Annotated in this window: 20 protein-coding genes; 9 read left to right on the top strand and 11 right to left on the bottom strand. The window is 62.2% G+C overall.

Annotated elements, in window-relative coordinates; genetic code table 11:
- Window position 1 precedes the first annotated feature (1 nt).
- The 4 genes from pstB to AC1MEK_RS16445 all read left to right on the top strand — a co-directional run bounded on the left by pstB (window position 2) and on the right by AC1MEK_RS16445 (window position 3941).
- Entirely contained in the window at window positions 2-835 is an 834-nt protein-coding gene (gene pstB, locus AC1MEK_RS16460) for a phosphate ABC transporter ATP-binding protein PstB (protein ID WP_480397346.1), read from the top strand.
- 54 nt (window positions 836-889) lie between these two features.
- Window positions 890-1648 carry a phosphate signaling complex protein PhoU gene (gene phoU, locus AC1MEK_RS16455; protein ID WP_480397345.1) on the top strand — a complete coding sequence of 253 codons (759 nt, stop codon included), beginning with the start codon at window positions 890-892 and terminating at the stop codon, window positions 1646-1648.
- Window positions 1649-1831: 183 nt separating this feature from the next.
- Window positions 1832-2728, top strand: coding sequence for a response regulator (locus AC1MEK_RS16450; RefSeq protein ID WP_480397344.1), 897 nt, complete (start codon window positions 1832-1834; stop codon window positions 2726-2728).
- A gap of 304 nt (window positions 2729-3032) precedes the next feature.
- Complete coding sequence (locus tag AC1MEK_RS16445) at window positions 3033-3941, top strand: peptidoglycan DD-metalloendopeptidase family protein (protein ID WP_480397343.1); 909 nt, start codon at window positions 3033-3035, stop codon at window positions 3939-3941.
- Between the two features lie 233 nt (window positions 3942-4174).
- On the opposite strand, the gene AC1MEK_RS16440 is transcribed toward AC1MEK_RS16445, so the two are convergent.
- From AC1MEK_RS16440 to phoB, 3 genes are all read right to left on the bottom strand, one after another.
- A complete protein-coding gene (locus tag AC1MEK_RS16440; RefSeq protein ID WP_480397342.1) occupies window positions 4175-5515 on the bottom strand; it encodes a hemolysin family protein in 1341 nt (446 codons plus the stop codon).
- 98 nt (window positions 5516-5613) lie between these two features.
- On the bottom strand, window positions 5614-6915 hold the full coding sequence (gene phoR / locus AC1MEK_RS16435) for a phosphate regulon sensor histidine kinase PhoR (RefSeq protein ID WP_480397341.1): 1302 nt from the start codon (window positions 6913-6915) through the stop codon (window positions 5614-5616).
- A gap of 50 nt (window positions 6916-6965) precedes the next feature.
- Window positions 6966-7655, bottom strand: coding sequence for a phosphate regulon transcriptional regulator PhoB (gene phoB / locus AC1MEK_RS16430; protein WP_062379821.1), 690 nt, complete (start codon window positions 7653-7655; stop codon window positions 6966-6968).
- A 172-nt stretch (window positions 7656-7827) separates the two neighbouring features.
- Between phoB and AC1MEK_RS16425 the strand changes: the two genes are divergently transcribed.
- Window positions 7828-8205, top strand: a complete 378-nt coding sequence (locus AC1MEK_RS16425) for a COG4315 family predicted lipoprotein (RefSeq protein ID WP_480397340.1) — start codon at window positions 7828-7830, stop codon at window positions 8203-8205.
- 45 nt (window positions 8206-8250) lie between these two features.
- Here AC1MEK_RS16425 and ubiA read toward each other — a convergent pair whose 3' ends face one another.
- Both ubiA and AC1MEK_RS16415 read right to left on the bottom strand, forming a co-directional pair.
- Window positions 8251-9141: a 4-hydroxybenzoate octaprenyltransferase gene (gene ubiA, locus AC1MEK_RS16420; RefSeq protein WP_480397339.1), complete on the bottom strand. Its 891-nt coding sequence runs from the start codon at window positions 9139-9141 to the stop codon at window positions 8251-8253.
- Window positions 9141-9677, bottom strand: a complete 537-nt coding sequence (locus tag AC1MEK_RS16415) for a chorismate--pyruvate lyase family protein (RefSeq protein ID WP_480397338.1) — start codon at window positions 9675-9677, stop codon at window positions 9141-9143. The genes ubiA and AC1MEK_RS16415 overlap by 1 nt, the downstream gene beginning before the upstream one ends.
- A 243-nt stretch (window positions 9678-9920) precedes the next feature.
- On the opposite strand from AC1MEK_RS16415, the gene AC1MEK_RS16410 reads away from it, so the two are divergent.
- The 4 genes from AC1MEK_RS16410 to AC1MEK_RS16395 all read left to right on the top strand — a co-directional run bounded on the left by AC1MEK_RS16410 (window position 9921) and on the right by AC1MEK_RS16395 (window position 12320).
- Window positions 9921-10088: a rubredoxin gene (locus AC1MEK_RS16410; RefSeq protein ID WP_198727897.1), complete on the top strand. Its 168-nt coding sequence runs from the start codon at window positions 9921-9923 to the stop codon at window positions 10086-10088.
- Between the two features lie 33 nt (window positions 10089-10121).
- A complete protein-coding gene (locus AC1MEK_RS16405) occupies window positions 10122-11270 on the top strand; it encodes an NAD(P)/FAD-dependent oxidoreductase (protein WP_480397337.1) in 1149 nt (382 codons plus the stop codon).
- 190 nt (window positions 11271-11460) lie between these two features.
- Window positions 11461-11736: an HU family DNA-binding protein gene (locus AC1MEK_RS16400; protein WP_037017594.1), complete on the top strand. Its 276-nt coding sequence runs from the start codon at window positions 11461-11463 to the stop codon at window positions 11734-11736.
- A 212-nt stretch (window positions 11737-11948) separates the two neighbouring features.
- Window positions 11949-12320 carry an SCP2 sterol-binding domain-containing protein gene (locus AC1MEK_RS16395; protein ID WP_480397336.1) on the top strand — a complete coding sequence of 124 codons (372 nt, stop codon included), beginning with the start codon at window positions 11949-11951 and terminating at the stop codon, window positions 12318-12320.
- 169 nt (window positions 12321-12489) lie between these two features.
- Here AC1MEK_RS16395 and AC1MEK_RS16390 read toward each other — a convergent pair whose 3' ends face one another.
- The 6 genes from AC1MEK_RS16390 to exbB all read right to left on the bottom strand — a co-directional run bounded on the left by AC1MEK_RS16390 (window position 12490) and on the right by exbB (window position 19224).
- Window positions 12490-13884, bottom strand: a complete 1395-nt coding sequence (locus AC1MEK_RS16390) for an HDOD domain-containing protein (protein ID WP_480397335.1) — start codon at window positions 13882-13884, stop codon at window positions 12490-12492.
- 85 nt (window positions 13885-13969) lie between these two features.
- Window positions 13970-16045 carry an ATP-dependent DNA helicase RecG gene (recG, locus tag AC1MEK_RS16385; RefSeq protein WP_480397334.1) on the bottom strand — a complete coding sequence of 692 codons (2076 nt, stop codon included), beginning with the start codon at window positions 16043-16045 and terminating at the stop codon, window positions 13970-13972.
- A gap of 8 nt (window positions 16046-16053) precedes the next feature.
- Complete coding sequence (locus AC1MEK_RS16380) at window positions 16054-16983, bottom strand: hydrogen peroxide-inducible genes activator (RefSeq protein ID WP_480397333.1); 930 nt, start codon at window positions 16981-16983, stop codon at window positions 16054-16056.
- Between the two features lie 91 nt (window positions 16984-17074).
- Window positions 17075-17818, bottom strand: a complete 744-nt coding sequence (locus AC1MEK_RS16375; protein WP_480397332.1) for an energy transducer TonB — start codon at window positions 17816-17818, stop codon at window positions 17075-17077.
- Window positions 17815-18240, bottom strand: coding sequence for a TonB system transport protein ExbD (gene exbD / locus AC1MEK_RS16370; protein WP_480397331.1), 426 nt, complete (start codon window positions 18238-18240; stop codon window positions 17815-17817). Before exbD ends, AC1MEK_RS16375 begins: the two co-directional genes overlap by 4 nt.
- A 3-nt stretch (window positions 18241-18243) precedes the next feature.
- Window positions 18244-19224: a tonB-system energizer ExbB gene (gene exbB, locus AC1MEK_RS16365; protein WP_480397330.1), complete on the bottom strand. Its 981-nt coding sequence runs from the start codon at window positions 19222-19224 to the stop codon at window positions 18244-18246.
- Between the last annotated feature and the right edge of the window lie 184 nt (window positions 19225-19408).

The raw sequence follows: 19408 nt of genomic DNA, 5'->3' as shown, positions 1-19408 counted from the left end.
CATGCAGCAAGACCCCCACACCCACGGCATCAACATGTCGGCCCTGGGTCGCAAGCGCCAGGGACTGGACCTTGCCCGTGAAGACATCGCGCTGGAAGTGCCGGGCCTGAACCTGTTCTACGGGGACAAGCAGGCGCTGTTCGATATCGCGCTGAACATCCCGAAACAGCGCGTGACCTCGTTCATCGGGCCGTCGGGCTGCGGCAAGTCGACCCTGCTGCGCACCTTCAACCGCATGAACGACCTGGTGGACGGCTGCCGGGTCGACGGCGAGATCAGGCTCTACGGCCGCGATATCAACACGCGCGTCGAAGACGTCGCCGAACTGCGTCGCCGGGTGGGCATGGTGTTCCAGAAGCCGAACCCGTTCCCCAAGACCATTTACGAAAACGTGGTCTACGGCCTGCGGATTCAGGGCATCAACAAGAAGCGCGAGCTCGACGAAGCGGTCGAGTGGGCGCTGCGTGGCGCGGCACTGTGGGATGAGGTCAAGGACCGCCTGCACGAGTCGGCGCTCGGGCTTTCCGGTGGTCAGCAGCAGCGTCTGGTGATCGCCCGCACTATCGCCGTCGAACCCGAAGTACTGCTGCTCGATGAGCCGTGCTCGGCGCTCGACCCGATTTCGACGTTAAAAGTCGAAGAGTTGATCTACGAACTGAAATCCAAATACACCATTGTGATCGTTACCCACAACATGCAGCAGGCGGCGCGGGTGTCGGATTACACCGCGTTTCTGTACATGGGCAAGGTGGTCGAGTACGGCGACACCGATACGGTGTTCACCAACCCGGCCAAAAAACAGACTGAAGACTACATAACCGGTCGTTACGGCTAGCACGTGTTTCGTCAGCCCTGAACCACCGCGCAATCAATCGGACGGACACTCAGCATGATCAAAGACAGCCATACACATCACATCTCCCAGCAGTTCAACGCTGAACTGGAAGAAGTTCGCAGCCACCTGCTGGAAATGGGTGGTCTGGTCGAGAAGCAGGTAAACGATGCAGTGACCGCACTGATCGACGCCGACTCAGGCCTGGCCCAGCGCGTTCGTGAAGTCGACGACCGCATCAACCAGATGGAGCGCAACATCGACGAAGAATGCCTGCGCATTCTGGCCCGTCGTCAGCCTGCCGCGTCCGACCTGCGTCTGATCATCAGCATCTCCAAGTCGGTGATCGACCTGGAGCGCATCGGTGACGAATCCACCAAGATCGCCCGTCGCGCCATCCAGCTGTGCGAAGAAGGCGAGTCGCCACGCGGCTACGTGGAAGTGCGCCACATCGGCGATCAGGTGCGCAGCATGGTGCGTGACGCCCTGGACTCGTTCGCCCGCTTCGACGCCGATCTGGCGCTGTCGGTGGCGCAGTACGACAAGACCATCGACCGCGAGTACAAGACCGCCCTGCGCGAACTGGTCACCTACATGATGGAAGATCCACGCTCGATCTCCCGCGTACTGAACGTGATCTGGGCGCTGCGTTCGCTGGAGCGTATTGGCGACCACGCGCGCAACATCTCGGAGCTGGTGATCTACCTGGTGCGCGGCACCGACGTACGTCACCTGGGCCTCAAGCGCATGCAGGAAGAAGTCAAAGGCCTGTCTGCCGAAATGGCTAATGTTCCGGACTCGCCTGACGATAAGTAAGATTGCCTTACGGAAAAAGCCTGGCGAATGCCGGGCTTTTTTTTGGGAATCCACAGGATTTCGGCCACTTATTTTTCAGTCACCCGCGAATAATTATCCCGGTGTCGTCAAACAATTTTGGCAGTTGGCCACCAGCCAGCGATATGCTCGCCATTTGCGGTGAACACGCCATCAGGAGCGTCAATGAGTAAAGTCAGTGTGTTGGTGGTGGATGATGCGCCGTTCATCCGCGATCTGGTGAAGAAAGGGCTGCGAAACGCGTTCCCCGGCATCACCCTGGAAGACGCGGTCAACGGCCGCAAGGCTCAGGTCCTGTTGACCCGCGAGGCGTTCGACCTGGTCCTGTGCGACTGGGAAATGCCGGAGATGTCGGGCCTGGAGCTGTTGACCTGGTGCCGCCAGCAGGAAGGCCTCAAGGGCATGCCGTTCATCATGGTCACCAGCCGCGGCGACAAAGAGAACGTCATCCAGGCCATTCAGGCCGGCGTTTCCGATTTCATTGGCAAGCCGTTCACCAACGAGCAACTGCTGACCAAGGTCAAGAAGGCGCTGCACAAGGTCGGCAAGCTGGAGGCCCTGATGAGCAGTGGCCCTGCGCGGGTCAACGCTGCGTTCGCCAACGATTCGCTGGGCGCCCTGACCGGCAACCGTCCGGAAACCGTCAGCGCGACGCCACCAGCCGCAGCGCCTGCACAGCCACTGATCAAGCCCATGGCCAAGCCAGCGGCGCCTGCCGAGCCTACCGGGCGCGGTCAAGGCCAGTTGCGCCTGTCCAGCGGCATCCAGCCGTGCATCATCAAGGCGCTGACGCTCAAGGAAGCCTCGCTGGTGGTGCGCCGCAGCGAAGCCCTGCCGCAGATCCTCGACAGCGCCGTGCTCGACCTTGAGCAGGGCGAAAACGCCGAGGTCGCGCGCCTGAACGGCTACCTGCACGCCATCGCGGCCTTCGAGCAGAAGCCCGACAGCGACTGGCTGCAACTGACCTTCCGTTTCGTTGACCAGGACACCCAGAAGCTCGACTACCTGTCGCGGCTGATTGCCCGCGGTACCGCGCAGAAGCATTTCGTTCCCGGCGCGTAACCATACGCGCGGTCGAACCCTGTGGGAGCCGGCTTGCTGGCGAATGCGTCAGCCCAGACGCTGCAATGTTGAATGACACACCGCATTCGCCAGCAAGCCGGCTCCCACGGGTTGGCATTTCGCAGATTTCCACCCGGCAATTTCACCATTCCATCTCTGCATAGAAATTGCACATCCCCTCGCGCTCGCCCCTGACGCGAATTCCTTGACGCCCGTTCTGTTGCCGATTGAAACGCATGCGTCCAATTTTTACGATTTCGCTGTTAGGCTGGGCGCCATCGTCCCCTTAGCCAGGCCTATCCAGATGTTAGAGCGCTTGCTGGTGGTGTGTGTGTTGTTGCTGGCTGCGCAATCGGCCGCAGCTGTCACTATCTACCGATTCACCGATGCCAACGGAGTGGTTTCGTTTACCGACCAGCCCGTCCCCGGCGCGCAAGTGATGAAGCTGCGAGAGCGCATGGTGGAGCGCATCGACAGCCAGGTGCGCTTGAGCGTCAAGAAAGCCAAGGGCACTGACAGCCTGTATGTGCGCAACGACCTGTATGCACCGGTCGAAGTCGAACTCAAACTCTCGGGCGTCAAGAACGTGGTGGGCGTGGCCGATCAGGTCATTCGCCGGACCATTCCCGCCCGCAGCAACGAACGGCTGATCGCGCTGAGCCCACAGATCCCCAGCCGGGCCATGGCCTACAAATCGAGCTTGCGTTCCATCGTCGGCGATCCACAGCGCAGCGCTTCCTACGCGGGTTCAGTTTATCGCTATCCATTGCCCTGGGTCGGCGGGCCGTTTCGCATCAGCCAGGGGCCCAATGGCCAGTACAGCCACACCGGCGCCAAGAGCCGTTATGCGATCGACATCGCCATGCCCGAGGGCACGCAGATCATCGCTGCGCGCAGCGGCACGGTGATCAAGACCGAGAACGGCCAGTCAGGACGCGGCGCCAACCCGTCGGGCAACTTCGTGCGCATCCTGCATGACGACGGCACCATGGGCGTCTATCTGCACCTCAAGCAGGGCTCGGTGAGCGTGAAGGAGGGCGACCACGTCGCCGTAGGCACGCCGCTGGGGCGTTCGGGCAACACCGGCAACAGCACCGGGCCGCATCTGCACTTCGTGGTGCAGCGCAACGTAGGGCTGGCGCTGGAGTCCATTCCCTACGAATTCGCCCAACCGGTGCAGAGCCTGCCCAATTTTGCGGTGGGCGGGAATTGATGGTTGGTGCATAACTCTGTGGGACGGCCAGACTGGGCGCAGATGTTCTGGCCGAAGGCCGTAGGAGCTTGGCTTGCCAGCGATCTGCCGGGGACCGGCAGTAAACCCGGCGAACTCGGTTTGTCTGACTCATTGAGGTTGTCAGGTTTTGCTACTGCTTCGCAGTAGATCGCTGGCAAGCCGAGCTCCCACGGCCTTCGGCCAGAATCAAAAGCGATTCTGGCCAAGGCCAATCAATCCAGCTTCAAAACCTTCGCCAGCACAATCTTCGGGCCTTTCATCTTCTTGATGATGATGCGCAGGCCTTCGACTTCCATGACTTCCTCTTCCTCAGGCACGCGCTTGAGGCTGTCGTAAATCAGGCCCGCGAGGGTTTCGGCCTCGACGTGGTCCAGGTCGATGCCCAGCAGGCGCTCGACCTTGAACAGCGGCGTATCGCCCCGCACCAGCAGTTTGCCGGGCTGGTAGGCGAGGATGCCGCGCTCGGCCTTGCGGTGTTCGTCCTGGATGTCGCCGACCAGCACTTCCAGCACGTCTTCCATGGTCAGGTAGCCGATGACCTTGCCGTCGGCTTCCTCGACCAGCGCAAAGTGCGCGCCACCCTGGCGGAATTGCTCCAGCAGGCGCGAAAGCGGCATGTGCTTGGACACGCGCTCCACCGGGCGAATCAGCTCAGCCAGGTTGAACGACTCGGGCATGTGATCCAGCGCGGCCAGTTCCAGCAGCAGGTCCTTGATGTGCAGAATGCCTTCGAACTCGCCGCTTTCAGCGTCGTACACCGGGTAACGGCTGAATTTATGGCGGCGGAACAGCGCGAGGATTTCCTTGAGCGGCGCCTTCGAGTTCAGCGTGACCAGGTCTTCCCGGGAGTTGGCCCAGTCGACCACTTCCAGCTCGCCCATTTCCACGGCCGAGGCCAGCACGCGCATGCCCTGGTCGCTCGGGTCCTGACCACGGCTGGAGTGCAGGATCAGTTTCAGTTCTTCACGGCTGTAGTGATGCTCGTGATGCGGGCCGGGTTCGCCCTGGCCGGCAATGCGCAGGATGCCGTTGGCGCTGGCGTTGAGCAGGTAGATGGCCGGGTACATCAGCCAGTAGAACAGGTACAGCGGCACCGCCGTCCACAGCGACAGCAGCTCGGGTTTGCGAATCGCCCAGGATTTGGGCGCCAGTTCGCCGACCACGATGTGCAGGTAGGAAATGACAAAGAAGGCAGAGAAGAACGAAACGCCTTTGACGACTTCAGGGGAGCCAATACCGATGGCTTCCAACAGCGGGCCAAGCAAGTGGGCAAAGGCAGGTTCGCCGACCCAGCCAAGACCCAGCGAGGCCAGCGTGATACCCAGCTGGCAAGCGGAAAGGTAGGCATCGAGTTGGCTGTGAACCGTGCGCAGGATGCGGCCGCGCCAGCCGTTCTTGTCGGCGATGGCCTCCACGCGGGTGGCGCGCAGTTTGACCATGGCGAACTCTGCCGCAACGAAGAAGCCGTTGAGCAGGACCAGAATCATTGCAAAGAGAATCATGCCGAAGTCGGCGAAAATTGAAGCCAGGCTAATTCCAGGGGAAGGGTCCATGATGGAGTTTTGCAGGTTCCGTATGAGTGCAGGGATCAAAAAGCCCTCACAAATGGAGGGCATAAGCGAGCCAATTTAGCGGCTATGCGCCTTCATTGCTAGGGTTTGGTCATTTGGATCGGGGCAAAGTTGCAGATAAACACACTGCCTTTGCCCAGTACGCTGTTGATCTCCAGATTGCCACGATGGCGCAACAGCACGTGCTTGACGATCGCCAGGCCCAGGCCCGTGCCGCCGGTGTTGGAGGCGCGGCTGGAATCCACCCGGTAGAAGCGCTCGGTCAGGCGGGGGATGTGCTTGGGATCGATGCCGATGCCTGAGTCCTGCACGCTCAGGTGCGCGCCGCGGCCGTCGGCCCACCAGCGGATGCGGATCTGGCCTTCGGCCTGGGTGTATTTCACCGCGTTGAAGATCAGGTTGGAGAACGCGCTGCGCAGCTCCGCCTCGCTGCCCTTGAGGTTCATGTCGCTGTCGACGTCCAGGGTGATCTTCTGATTCTTGCTGCCGGACAACGCCTGGGCGTCACTGGTGATGCTCTGCAGCAGTCCCGGCACGTTAATGGGTTGGTTGTCCGACGGATAGTCAGTGGCTTCGAGCTTGGCCAGCAGCAGCAAGTCATTGAGCAGCGTCTGCATGCGGCCCCCTTGCTGCTGCATCTGCTGCAGCGCGCGGCACCAGCGCGGGTTGATCTCGTCGACGTTGTCCAGCAGGGTTTCCAGATACCCGCAGATCACGGTCAGCGGCGTGCGCAGCTCGTGGGAGACGTTGGCCACGAAGTCCTTGCGCATCTGCTCCAGTTGATAGAGGCGGGTGACATCGCGCACCAGCATCAGATGCTCGTTGTTGCCGTAGCGGGTGATCAGCATCTGGATGCGCAGGCGATCGTTGACCGGCGAGGGGATTTCCAGCGGCTCGGCGTAGTTGCCTTGCTCGAAATACTCCTTGAAGCGCGGGTGGCGCACCAGGTTGGTCACCTGCTGGCCGCTGTCCTGAGGGGTTTTCAGGCCCAGCAGGGTTTCAGCGGCGCGGTTCCACCATTCCAGGTTGCCTTCGCTGTCGAGCATGATCACCGCATCCTTGAGCGCCGCAGTGGACTCTTGGACCCGGTCGATGACCGCTTGCAGACGGCCGCGCACGCGCTGGTCGCGGCGTTGCAGGTGATAGATGCTGTCGAAGACGTCGCCCCACAGGCCGTAGCCGTCCGGCGGCGGTTCGTCGGGTTTGTGATGCTTGAGCCAGTGGTGCAGGCGCAGCAGTTGTTTGAGGGTCCAGACCAGATAAAAGCCCAGGCCGATAGCCAGGCACCCGCCGTAATGGCCGCTGATCAGCCCCGCCAGCAGCGAGACCGAGATCAGTAGCAGCAGATGGCGGATCAGGGTGCCATGCCAGTTGTGATTCAATTAACGCGTCCTTGTCTTTCAGCGTAAGGCTGAGCGTCCCCAAAAGCGTTTCAGCTCTTGGTGGAAAAACGGTAGCCAGTACCGCGGACGGTTTGTACCAGATTTTCGTAGGCATCGCCGAGCGCTTTGCGCAGGCGACGAATGTGCACATCCACCGTGCGCTCTTCGACATAGACGTTGCCGCCCCAGACCTGATCGAGCAACTGCCCGCGGGTGTAGGCGCGCTCCTGGTGGGTCATGAAGAACTGCAGCAGACGGTATTCGGTGGGGCCCATCTCGGCCGGCTTGCCGTCGATGGTCACGCGGTGGCTGATCGGGTCGAGCAGCAGGCCGCCGACTTCGATGGGCGACTCGCCATCGTTCGGGCCTGCGCGGCGCAGCACGGCCTTGAGGCGCGCGACCAGCTCGCGAGGCGAGAATGGCTTGGTGATGTAGTCGTCGGCGCCGACTTCAAGACCCTGGATCTTGTTGTCCTCTTCACCCTTGGCCGTGAGCATGATGATCGGGATGTCGCCGGTCAGCTCATCGCGCTTCAGGCGACGGGCCAGTTCGATGCCGGAGGTGCCGGGCAGCATCCAGTCGAGCAGGATCAGGTCGGGTTTGCGGTCGACGATGACGGCGTGGGCCTGCTGAGAGTTCTCTGCCTCCATGCAGTCATAGCCGGCCATTTCCAGCGCAACGGCGATCATCTCGCGAATGGGCGCTTCGTCGTCGACGATCAGAATGCTCCTGCCAACCATGCCTCGAACCTCATGTCATTTAACTGTCTTGGGGCGCATTAGATAACGGAATTATTGCAGTCGTGTGACAGGTTAGCTGGCTGCGGGCGCAATGTCCGATCCGGGGCTACGCTTGTGGTCCTGTCTCACTCGGATTGCCTGACACACACATCAACAAAAAGAGGATGTACCTATGGCTAAAATCTCTTCTGCTGTTATGGGTCTCTTGGCGACGGCTGCGTTGGCATCGTCCTCAATGGCCTTTGCGCATCATCAGGCGATGGAAAAGGACGGCGTGCTGACCGACCACCATGGCATGACCCTCTACACCTTCGACAAAGACACCTCGGCGGGCAAGTCGGTGTGCAACGACCAGTGCGCGACCAACTGGCCGCCGCTCAAGGCTGAAGCCAGCGACAAGGCTGAAGGTGACTGGACCATCATCAAGCGTGAAGACGGTGCTTCGCAGTGGGTCTACAAAGGCAAGCCGCTGTACACCTATAAAGAAGACAAGGCTGGCGACAAGACCGGCGACGGCAAAGGCGGTGTCTGGCACGTCGCCAAGCCCTGATCCTTTGTTGATGTTGCGCCGGCCCCGGCTGGCGCAACTGATCGATCAGCGCATCGCGTAGTCGACTACGATGCCCACGAAAATCGCCAGCCCCGCCCAGTGGTTGTGCAGGAATGCCTTGAAGCAAGCCTGCGGATCTTTGTCCCGCGTCGACCAGAATTCCCATGCATAGCAACCGGCCGCGACCACAAGGCCGAGGAAGAAATACAGCCCCAGTTCGAAGCGCGCACCGGCCAGCATCAGGCACAGCAGCGCCAGGCACTGCAGCGTCAGGATGATCACCCGGTCGGCATCGCCGAACAGCACGGCGGTGGATTTCACGCCGATCTTCAGATCGTCCTCGCGGTCGGTCATCGCGTAATAGGTGTCGTAGCCCACGGTCCAGAACAGGTTGGCGATGTACAAAAGCCAGGCGGCGGCGGGCAGGCTGCCGGTCTCGGCGGTGAACGCCATCGGCATGCCCCAGGAGAACGCCGCGCCCAGTACCACCTGCGGGTAGTAGGTGTAGCGCTTCATGAAGGGGTACGTCGCCGCCAGCGCCAGGCCGCCGAACGACAGCCAGACCGTCGTGGCGTTGGTCATCAGCACCAGGGCGAAACTCAGCGCCACCAGCACTGCGAACAGCATCAGCGCCTCTTTGGAGGTGACCTTGCCGCTGACCAGCGGGCGCTGCTCGGTGCGTTTGACGTGGCCGTCGACCTTGCGGTCGGCGAAGTCGTTGATCACGCAGCCGGCGGCGCGCATCAGGAACACGCCGATCACGAAAATCAGCACATTGCCCAGCGACGGCGAGCCCTTGCCCGCAATCCACAGCGCCCACAGCGTCGGCCACAGCAGCAGGTAGATGCCGATGGGTTTGTCGATACGGGTCAGTTGGATGAAATCCCAGATGCGCGGATGCAGGCGATTCAGAGACTTGAGCAGCGACAGGTACATCAGTTGCGCTCCTTGTGGGTATCAGCGGCCAGATCGATGGCACGCCAGACCGTCGGCAAAAACACTTCGGCCACCAGAATGCTCAGCGGGCCCCGGCTGAAACAGGAGCGGCGCCCCCACAGGCTGGCGCTGGCGTCTGCCTCGGGCAGCCAGCGGGCGGGGTACTGGCAAACCTGCAGCGGGCCCCGGGCGAAAGCGCGGTCGCTGAACAAAAGCTCGCCCAACGAGCGGGTGCCCAGCTCATCCATGTGCAGGCCGTCCTGCTCCAGCGCCGTGCGGCCGGCCACGCTGCGGGCGAACACCCATTTTTCGCCATGGCCGCGCAAATACACCTCGCGCACCCAGCCTTCGCTGCCTTCGGGCAGTTGCAGCGCGCTGCACTCGTCGGCGCGCAGGCGTTGCCAGCCCTCGAACAGCGGCAAGACGCTGAAGCCATCATGGGACAGCCGGGTCAGGCGGCGGGTGAGGGAGTCTTCGTGGAACAGCCACTCAAGGATGGTCGGCTCAGGCGCTTCGATCAGTTCATCGCGCAGCAACCATCGGGGTGCGGGACTTGCAGGATTTTGCTGGATCACAGTGAGCAAATATTGGCAGTCATCGAGGCGGCGAGCTTAGCATGATTGCAGGGCATCGCTTGCGGCCGCGGCAAGGCTTTGACACTTATGAAACTTGCGTCATTGCGCCTCGATCAGTAAAACGCCCTGACCCGGTCAAAAACATGCGCAGGACAGCGCGGCGAGCGGGCACGTTTAGCCTTGGAAAAACGAGAGAACCGAACCATGAAAAAGTGGCAATGCATTGTCTGTGGCCTGATCTACAACGAGGCCGACGGCTGGCCGGATGACGGCATCGCGCCCGGCACCCGCTGGGAAGACGTCCCCGAAGACTGGCTCTGCCCCGACTGCGGCGTGGGCAAGATCGATTTCGAAATGATTGAAATCGCCTGATCCGCGACCCCCAACTGACTCAAGGAGAAACGAATGAACGCACCTGTGGTGATTGTCGGTACTGGCCTTGCGGGCTACAACCTGGCCCGGGAATTTCGCAAGCTCGATAGCGAAACGCCGCTGCTGTTGATCACCGCCGATGACGGCCGTTCCTACTCCAAACCCATGCTCTCCACCGGCTTTGGCAAGAACAAGGACGCCGACGGCCTGAGCATGGCCGAGCCCGGCGCCATGGCCGAGCAACTCAAGGCCGAAGTGCGCACCCACACGGTGGTGAGCGGCATCGACCCTGGCCACAAGCGGCTGTGGATCGGCGAGGAAGCGGTGCACTATCGCGACCTGATCCTGGCCTGGGGCGCGCAGACGGTGAGCGTGCCGGTGGCGGGCGATGCCAGCGACGCCATCTTCCCGATCAACGACCTGGAAGACTACGCGCGCTTTCGTGCAGCGGCTGCGGGCAAACAGCGCGTGCTGATTCTGGGGGCCGGCCTGATCGGCTGCGAATTCGCCAACGACCTGATCGTCGGTGGCTATCAGGTCGATCTGGTGGCGCCGTGCGAACAAGTGATGCCGACCCTGCTGCATCCTGCGGCCGCCCAGGCAGTTCAGGCCGGGCTCGAAGGGCTGGGCGCGCGCTTTCATCTGGGGCCGGTGCTGACCCGGCTGTTGCGCACCGAACAAGGCCTTGCGGCACATCTTTCCGATGGCGAAGTGATCGAGTGCGATCTGGTGGTCTCGGCCATCGGCTTGCGCCCTCGTGTTGATCTGGCCGCCGCAGCAGGGCTGGAAACAGGCCGGGGCGTGGTGGTCGATCGTCACCTGAAAACCTCCCACGCCAATATCTACGCCCTGGGCGACTGCGCCGAAGTCGACGGGCTGAACCTGCTGTACGTGATGCCGCTGATGAGCTGCGCCCGTGCGCTGGCGCAAACCCTCGCGGGCACGTCGACAGCGGTCAAGTACGGGCCGATGCCGATCACCGTGAAAACCCCGGTATGCCCGCTGGTGGTCTCGCCAGTGCCCAAGGGCCTGGAGGGCGCCTGGACGGTCGAAGGGCAGGGCGCGGACATCAAGGCGCTGTGCCACGACGCCGGCGGCAACCTGCTCGGCTACGCCCTGACCGGCGCGGCGGTGATGGAGAAACTGGCGCTGAACAAGGGCTTGCCACCGCTGCTGGCGTAAATAACGGTCGTTCTGTCGGATAAGGCACGTTTTTGTTGATACAAACGTCGCTCATGCACTGGCGTGCGCATCGGCGGCATGCCATCCTCATTCCGGTCTGCCGCTACGTAGAGCCGTTGCGGCACCTGCTCGCCGCCCTTGGAAGGGCAGCACGGGACATAAAAACAAAAAACCGTAAAAGAGGCTTCATATGCGTAAACCAGAACTCGCAGCCGCTATCGCTGAAAAAGCAGATCTCACCAAAGAACAGGCCAATCGTGTCCTCAACGCCGTCCTGGACGAAATCACCAATGCCTTGCACAAAAAGGACAGTGTGACGCTGGTTGGCTTCGGCACCTTCCTGCAACGCCATCGCGGCGCGCGCACAGGTAAAAACCCACAGACCGGCGAGCCGGTGAAAATCAAGGCCAGCAACACTGTTGCGTTCAAGCCGGGCAAATTCCTCAAAGACAGCGTCAACCCGTAATCGATTGCCGTGCGCCTTGCGGAAGGCGAACGGCGATATCAGCAGGACCCAATGGGCACGCCACGGATGTGGGTGCCCATTTTTATTGCTCGCGCCATGCGTCTGCCCCGCCACTTTGCGACCGGCCAGTTCCCATTCTTCACGCTTTCGGCAGGGCCGTTAAACTGCGCTGGATTGCCCCATTTCGCACCGGATCGCACGAGGCCTTGAGCATGAAGTTCCGTTTTCTCCTGTGGATGCTTGGCCAGTTGATGGCCCGCGCCAGTCGCAACAACCCGGCTTTCCAGCAACAGCTGGCCGGCAAGGATCTGACCTTTCAGCTGCAGACCAGCGACGGCAAGGTGGCGCGGCATTTCGTGGTGCGCGATCAGCGTGTCGTCAGCCGGGGTGGCGCTGTGGAGTCGCCTGCGTTTGCCATTTCATTCCGCGATGCGGCCTATGGATTTGCGACGATGCAGGCCAGGAACAAGCAGTTGGCGTTCATGCAGGGGATTCAGGACAAGCACATTCAGGTGACCGGCAATACTGGTCTGGTGATGTGGTTTCAGGGGCTGACGAAGTACCTGAAGCCGAAGAAGAAATAACGCGCTGCTGATGTTCTGGCCCTGCGCTGGACTGAACTGTGGGAGTGAGCTTGCTCACGAAGGCTGCTCTCCCGGCACTGCATAGGGTGCGGAGGTGCCGGCCTCTTCGTGAGCAAGCTCACTCCCACAGAGATCTCCTCTTGTCGGGAGACCTCTGCGGGCCGATGCATCAATGAAACTGCGAAGCCAGCTCGCGCAGTAGCACCTCGGCTTCAAGCACCTTCTGCACCACTTCTTCAGCCTTCTCGCGTGGCAGTTCCAGGCGCTCGAACAGCTCGTCCGGGATGCCCTCGACCGGGCCTGAGCCGATGCCTTCCTTGCGCAGCAGACGCACGGCCAGGCACACCAGGTTGGCGTATTCGTGGTATTCGCCAGCGTAGTGCGGGTCGTGCTGGAAGCGCAGGGCGGTGGCCAGTTCTTCCGGCATGTCCCAGTTGCGCATCAGCCAGGAACCCATCTGCTCGCGGCTGATCCCCAGCAGGTGCTGCTCCACGAAGCTGTGGTGCAGGTGCGGGTTGACCTCGATCTGCCGGCAGATCAGCGAGAAGTGCGGCGGGAACACGTGAGCCAGCAGCAGGTAACCGAAGTTGTGCAGCAGGCCGGCCAGGTAGGTCAGGCCGCTCTCCGGACGTTTGGCACGCGGCATGGCGCGGGTCAGGCCTTCGATGACCGCCGCGGTGTAGATCGACTGCTGCCAGTAAGGCGTGGCGTGTTGCGGGTGATCCTTGGGCAGTTCCAGGGTCTTGCCCAGGGCCAGGCCCAGCGCCAGGTTGATCACCAGATCGAAACCCAGCACACGAACGATGGCGTCTTCGACCGAACGAATCTTGCCGGCAGAGCCGTAATAAGGCGATGCGGCCCAGCTGACCACTTGCGCCGCCAGCGCCGGGTCGGTTTCGACCACGCCGGTGATGTCGTCGATGGTCGCGTCCGGGTCGACCCGCAGCTTGATGATCTTCTGCGCCGTGTCGGCCAGCGGCGGAATCTCCACGGTCGCCTCCAGGCGCTGCTGGATGCGGCGGGCGGTGAAGTTCTGCACGGCCTTGGTGATTTCCTCGCGGTCATCGTCCGGGCGCGTCAGGTTGGGCTGTACCGAGGTGACCGGCTCGCCGAAGCGTGCGGCACTGGCCTTGTTCAGCAGGGTCTTGAAGTCGTCGCTGCCGATTTCCAGCAGCACACCCGGCTCGCCCGAGTCGATCAGCACGGTCGGCTCCAGCAGCACGCGCTCGTCGTACAGGCAGGGCGAGCTGGTCAGCGCCGGAAGGGCTGGGAGGGCGTGCAGGTTGTTCTTGCTCAACATCTGGTTCAGATGGTCTTGCGAGACGGCAGTCAGCTTGCGTCCGGTCAATTCGGTCAGGCGGTTGAGGTCCAGCAGCTGATTTTGCGGAAACAGGATCAGCAAGGCGCCGACGGAGTCATGGACCAGAATGGCCTGAACCTTCTGCGCGCTGGGGAGCGTATCGTCGTCCATGACTTCGCGGTAGCTGATGGCAGCTTTGCCAAGCAACTGCCGGATGACAGACGGGGCGTGTTGGGTTGCGTCGATTTGGGCAACTTCTGTCATGGCCTGTATCCAGATTCCTACAATTGCTGAAGTATAACCAGCTTAGTTGTTATATAGGTGAGACAAGTTCTTATTGCTGACTGATTCACACTTGGCCGTACTGCTGTCCGTGACGCAGCCAACGTTCCAGCAAGGGGCTGACGTGATGCGGCCAGCGCTCCAGTAAAGCCTGGGCGGCGTCCCTGACGGCAGGCAAAAGATCCGCGTCGCGCATCAGGTCCGCGACCTTGAATTGCAGCAGGCCCGTTTGTCGGGTGCCGAGCATTTCGCCTGGTCCGCGAAGCTCCAGGTCCTTTTCCGCGATGACGAAACCGTCGTTGGTCTCGCGCATGATGCCCAGGCGCTGCTTGCCGATCTGCGACAACGGCGGGTGGTACAACAACACACAATGGCTGACCGCGCTACCCCGGCCGACCCGTCCGCGCAGCTGGTGCAGCTGGGCCAGGCCCAGGCGTTCCGGGTTTTCGATAATCATCAGGCTGGCATTGGGCACGTCCACGCCGACTTCGATCACCGTCGTCGCTACCAGCAGTTGCAGATTGCCCTGTTTGAACTCGGCCATGACCGCCGCCTTTTCGGCGGGCTTCATGCGGCCGTGGATCAGGCCGACCTTGAGCTCGCCCAGCGCGCTGGTCAGCTCTTCAAAGGTGGTTTCCGCGGCCTGGCAGGTCAGCTCTTCGGATTCTTCGATCAGCGTGCAGACCCAGTACGCCTGGCGCCCCTCGCTGCACGCGTTGCGCACCCGTTCGATCACTTCGATGCGGCGGCTGTCGGCGACCAGTACGGTGTTGACCGGCGTGCGGCCGGGCGGCAGTTCGTCGAGGATCGAGGTGTCGAGGTCGGCGTAGGCGCTCATGGCCAGCGTGCGTGGAATGGGCGTGGCGGTCATGATCAATTGATGCGGGCACATCAGGCCGCCCACGCCTTTCTTGCGCAGGGCCAGGCGCTGTTGCACGCCAAAGCGGTGCTGTTCGTCGATGATCACCAGCGCGAGGTTCTTGAACTGCACTTCATCCTGAAACAGCGCGTGAGTGCCGACGACCATCGGCGTGCCGTTGGCGATCTGCTCCAGCGAGGCCGCACGGGCCTTGCCCTTGAGCTTGCCGGCCAGCCACGCGGTCTCGATGCCCAGCGGTTCGAGCCAGCGGGTGAAGTTGATGTAGTGCTGCTCGGCGAGAATCTCGGTAGGCGCCATCAGCGCGACCTGATACCCGGCCTCCAGCGCCTGCAGGGCCGCCAGCGCTGCGACCACCGTCTTGCCCGCGCCCACGTCGCCCTGAATCAGCCGCAGCATCGGTTCTTGCTGACTGAGGTCGTAGGCGATTTCCTTGCCGACACGCTGCTGCGCGCCGGTGGGCGGGAAGCCCAGGTTGGCGAGGAATTGTCTGGGCAAGCGCTTGGCCAGCGGCAATACCGGCGCGCGCTGGGAGCGCAGACTCTCGCGCAGGCGCTGCTGGGAAAGCTGGTGAGTCAGCAGCTCCTCGAAGGCCAGCCGGTGCTGGGCCCAGTGATGGCCCAGGGCGAGTTCTTCGACGTCGGCATCGGCAGGCGGATTGTGCAGGTAGTGAATCGCATCGGCCAACGGCGCCAGTTGGTAGTCCCGCGCCAGCTCCTCGGGCAGCCAGTCCGGCAGGCTGCGCGGGCCGAGCATACCCAGGCTCTGCTGGGTCAGCTGGCGCAGGCGCTGTTGGGTCAGGCCCTCGGTGGTCGGGTAGATCGGCGTGAGCGTCTGCTCGACCGCCACGTGCTCTTCGCCGGTCAGGGCGCGGTACTCGGGGTGGTAGATTTCCAGCCCCGACGCACCGGGCCGGGCCTCGCCGTAGCAGCGAATGTGCGTGCCGCGCTTGAGGCCATCCTTCTGTGCATTGCTGAAGTGATAGAAGCGCAGGCTGATCACGCCGGTGCCGTCACCCAGGCGCACCAGCAGGCTGCGGCGTTTGCCCATGACCACATCGGCGCCGCTGACGACGCCTTCGATCACCGCATCCTGGCCCGGCCGCAACGCGCCGATCGGCACGATGCGGGTACGATCCTGATAGCGCAGCGGCAGATGGAACAGCACGTCCTGGATGTTTTCCAGGCCGACTTTCGCCAGCTTTTCAGCCATGGCCTCGCCGACGCCCTTGAGCGCCGTGACCGAGACGTGGGACAGCTCCGTCATACCGCCACTTAGCTCGCTTGCGCCTGGGCTTTGGGGCGTGCCACGGAGCACAGGCGGATCGAGTCGGCGAGGATTTCGATGGCCTTGGGACGCGGAAAGCTCGCGCGCCAGGCGATGGCCACGGTGCGGAACGGAACCGGCGCGGACAGCGGACGCACCTCGATCACGCCGGGGGCGTAATGATGGCTGTCGACGGCCGACATCGGCAGGATCGACACGCCCAGGCCTGAAGCCACCATGTGCCGGATGGTTTCCAGCGAACTGGATTCGACCGTGGTGTGCTTGGCGCTGTCGCCACCCTTGACCAGCGTCGGGCAGGCTTCGAGCACCTGATCACGGAAGCAGTGGCCTTCACCCAGCAGCAACAGGCTCTTGTCGTTGAGCGCGGCAGCGTCGATGGAGGATTTCTGGGTCCAGGGGTGATCGGCCGGCATCAGCACGTAGAACGGCTCGTCGTACAGCGACATGGTCAGTACGTCGGCTTCGTTGAACGGCAGGGCGATGATGATCGCGTCCAGCTCGCCATTGCGCAGCTTGTCGCGCAGTACGTGGGTGAAGTTCTCTTCGATGTACAACGGCATTTGCGGGGCGACCCGATGCAGTTGCGGAATCAGATGAGGGAAAAGGTAAGGGCCGACGGTGTAGATGGCGCCGACTTTGAGCGGTGCGGTCAGCTGGTTCTTGCCGGTCTGGGCAAGTTCACGGATGCCCTGGGCCTGTTCGAGCACCTTCTGCGCCTGAGCCACGATGCCCTCGCCAACCGGCGTAAGACGTACCGCACTCTTGCTGCGCTCGAAAATCAGCACACCGAGTTCATCTTCCAGCTTCTTGACGCCGACCGACAGTGTCGGCTGGCTGACGTGGCAACGTTCGGCCGCGTGGCCGAAGTGCTGCTCTTGAGCGAGGGTAACGATATAGCGCAATTCTGTGAGGGTCATAGCGTGCGTCCATGAAGTTGCGGCCCCAGCATAGCGGGTGCAATCGATAGACGCACGTTATCAAGCCCTCTGTTGTCGCAAAATCAGCGTTTCAACGTTTATCCAGGGAATAAACGAAGGGCGCGACCACTTCCAGCGTACCGTTGTTGAGCAGTTCGGCAGGCGGCTTGGGCAACGGCTGGGCACGACGGATCATTTCCAGTGTGGCCCGGTCAAGCGACGCACTGCCTGAACCACCGGCAATTTCGTACGACAGCACACGGCCTTCGCCATCCACCACGAAGCGCAGGCGGTTGATGCCCTGCATGCCGCGACGACGGGCGTCTTCCGGGTACTTCTTGAACTTGCTCAGGTGACGCAGCAGATCACCCTGCCAGCTTGGCAGCGCGTTGCTCGGCGGCGTCGGCGGAGCCGGTTGCGGCGCGGCTGACTTTTCCGGCTTGGCGTTGGAAGGTGGAGTGTCTACCGGTTTCTCATCGGCAGGCTTCTCTTCCTTCGGTGGCTCGACCTTTTTAACGGGCTTTGGCGGCTGTGGTTTGGGCTTTGGCTTGACCGGTTTGGGAATGGCGATTTCCGGCTTCGGCGCTTCGGCGATCGGCGGAATCGGCAGTTCTTCTTCCGGCGCAGGCGGCTGCGGCGGTTGCACCACTTTTGGCGGTGGCGGCGGAGCGGGCTCCGGGATCGGCGCAAGCTCAACCATCATCGCCGCCGGCGGCAGCTCGATGGCCTGCGGGGCGGACCAGTGCAGCGCGACGACGATCGCCACGGCATGGACCGCCAGCACCAACAACAGACTACCGCTATAGCGCGTCAGTTTTTGGCGCGTATTGATCATTTCTTACCAACCGTCTCAAGACCGACCAGGCCGACTTTCAGGTAACCGGCACCGCGCAGCGCGTTCATGACGTCCATCAGGTCGCCGTAATCCACGCCCTTGTCGGCCTGGAAGAAGATGGTGGTGTCTTTCTTGCCCTTGGTCTTGGCGTCCAGCACCGGACCGATCTGCTCGCGCGCGACCTTCTCGTCGCCCAGATACAGGCTCTGGTCGGCCTTGACGCTGAGGAAGACCGGTTTCTCGGGTCGGGGCGCGGGCTTGGCCGTGGAGGCGGGCAGGTCGACCTTGATGTCCACCGTCGCCAGGGGGGCTGCGACCATGAAGATGATCAGCAGCACCAACATGACGTCGATGAACGGCGTCACGTTGATTTCGTGGTTCTCGGCGAGGTCGTCGCCACCTTCGTTAAGATGCAGGCCCATGGCTTACCCCATTTTTACCATGTGCGGTTGCTGAGCGCGGTCGGCGGCGGGCTGGTGATCCAGATCGCGGCTGACCAGCAACAGCACTTGAGCCGAAGCGTCGGAAACCTGTGCCTTGTAGCCGGCAATGGAGCGGGCGAAGACGTTGTAGATGACGACCGCAGGAATCGCCGCAACCAGGCCCAGCGCGGTGGCCAGCAGGGCTTCGGCGATGCCGGGAGCGACCACTGCCAGGTTGGTGGTCTGGGTCTTGGCGATGCCGATGAAGCTGTTCATGATGCCCCACACGGTGCCGAACAGGCCGACGAAGGGCGCGGTGGAGCCGATGGTGGCGAGTACGCCGGTGCCCATGCTCATGTTGCGACCGCAAGCGGCAACCAGACGCTCCAGGCGGAAGCTGACACGCTCCTTGATGCCTTCGCGCTCGCGGCTATTGGCCGACAGGTGCATTTCTTCCAGAGCATCGTGCACCAGCAGGTTGGCCAGAGTGCCTTCCTTCTTGGCGCCAGCGCTGGCTTCGTCCAGCGTGCGCGCGCGCTTGAGGGCGGCGATTTCGGTTTTCAGACGACGTTTGGCGCCCAGCAGCTCAAGGCCCTTGGCGATCCAAATGGTCCAGGTGATGATCGAAGCGATGGCCAGGCCGATCATGACCGCCTTGACGATGATGTCGGCGTTCTTGTACATGCCCCATGGCGACAGGTCGTGGGACATGCCGAAGGTGGTGTCGGCAACGGCAGGCTCGGCGGATTCGTCCGCCGCGTTCGCGGCCGGGTCCTGAACGGCAGGGGCTGCGGTGGTGTCAACCGGAGTGGCGGCAGGGGCCGGCGCTGCAGATTGGGTGGCCGGAGCTTGCGCCGGAGCACTGGAGTCGGCGAGCGCGACAGGCGCCAGCATGAGGCTGAACAATACGGCGGCAATCGCGCGACCTGCACGTGGCAGAGCCGAAGACGTGATCGACGAAGCGGGGGATTGATTAAGTGTCATGCTGGCCCGACCTGATATGAAAAAGGTGTTTCGTTCTGAATGCGACGCGCTGGCACAAGGCGAGCGGTGAAGAACAAAGGGCCGATATTATTGCAAGTAATTCTTGTTAACAAAAGTAATAGAGTATCTTTTTTTAACACGAACGCGTCCCGATGGTCGCTTTTCAGCCTTGTTTTACGGGTTA

This window comes from Pseudomonas sp. 2 (genome assembly GCF_056627435.1).
Note: the sequence above shows the minus strand (reverse complement) of the source record. Positions and strands in the feature narration are given on the sequence as shown.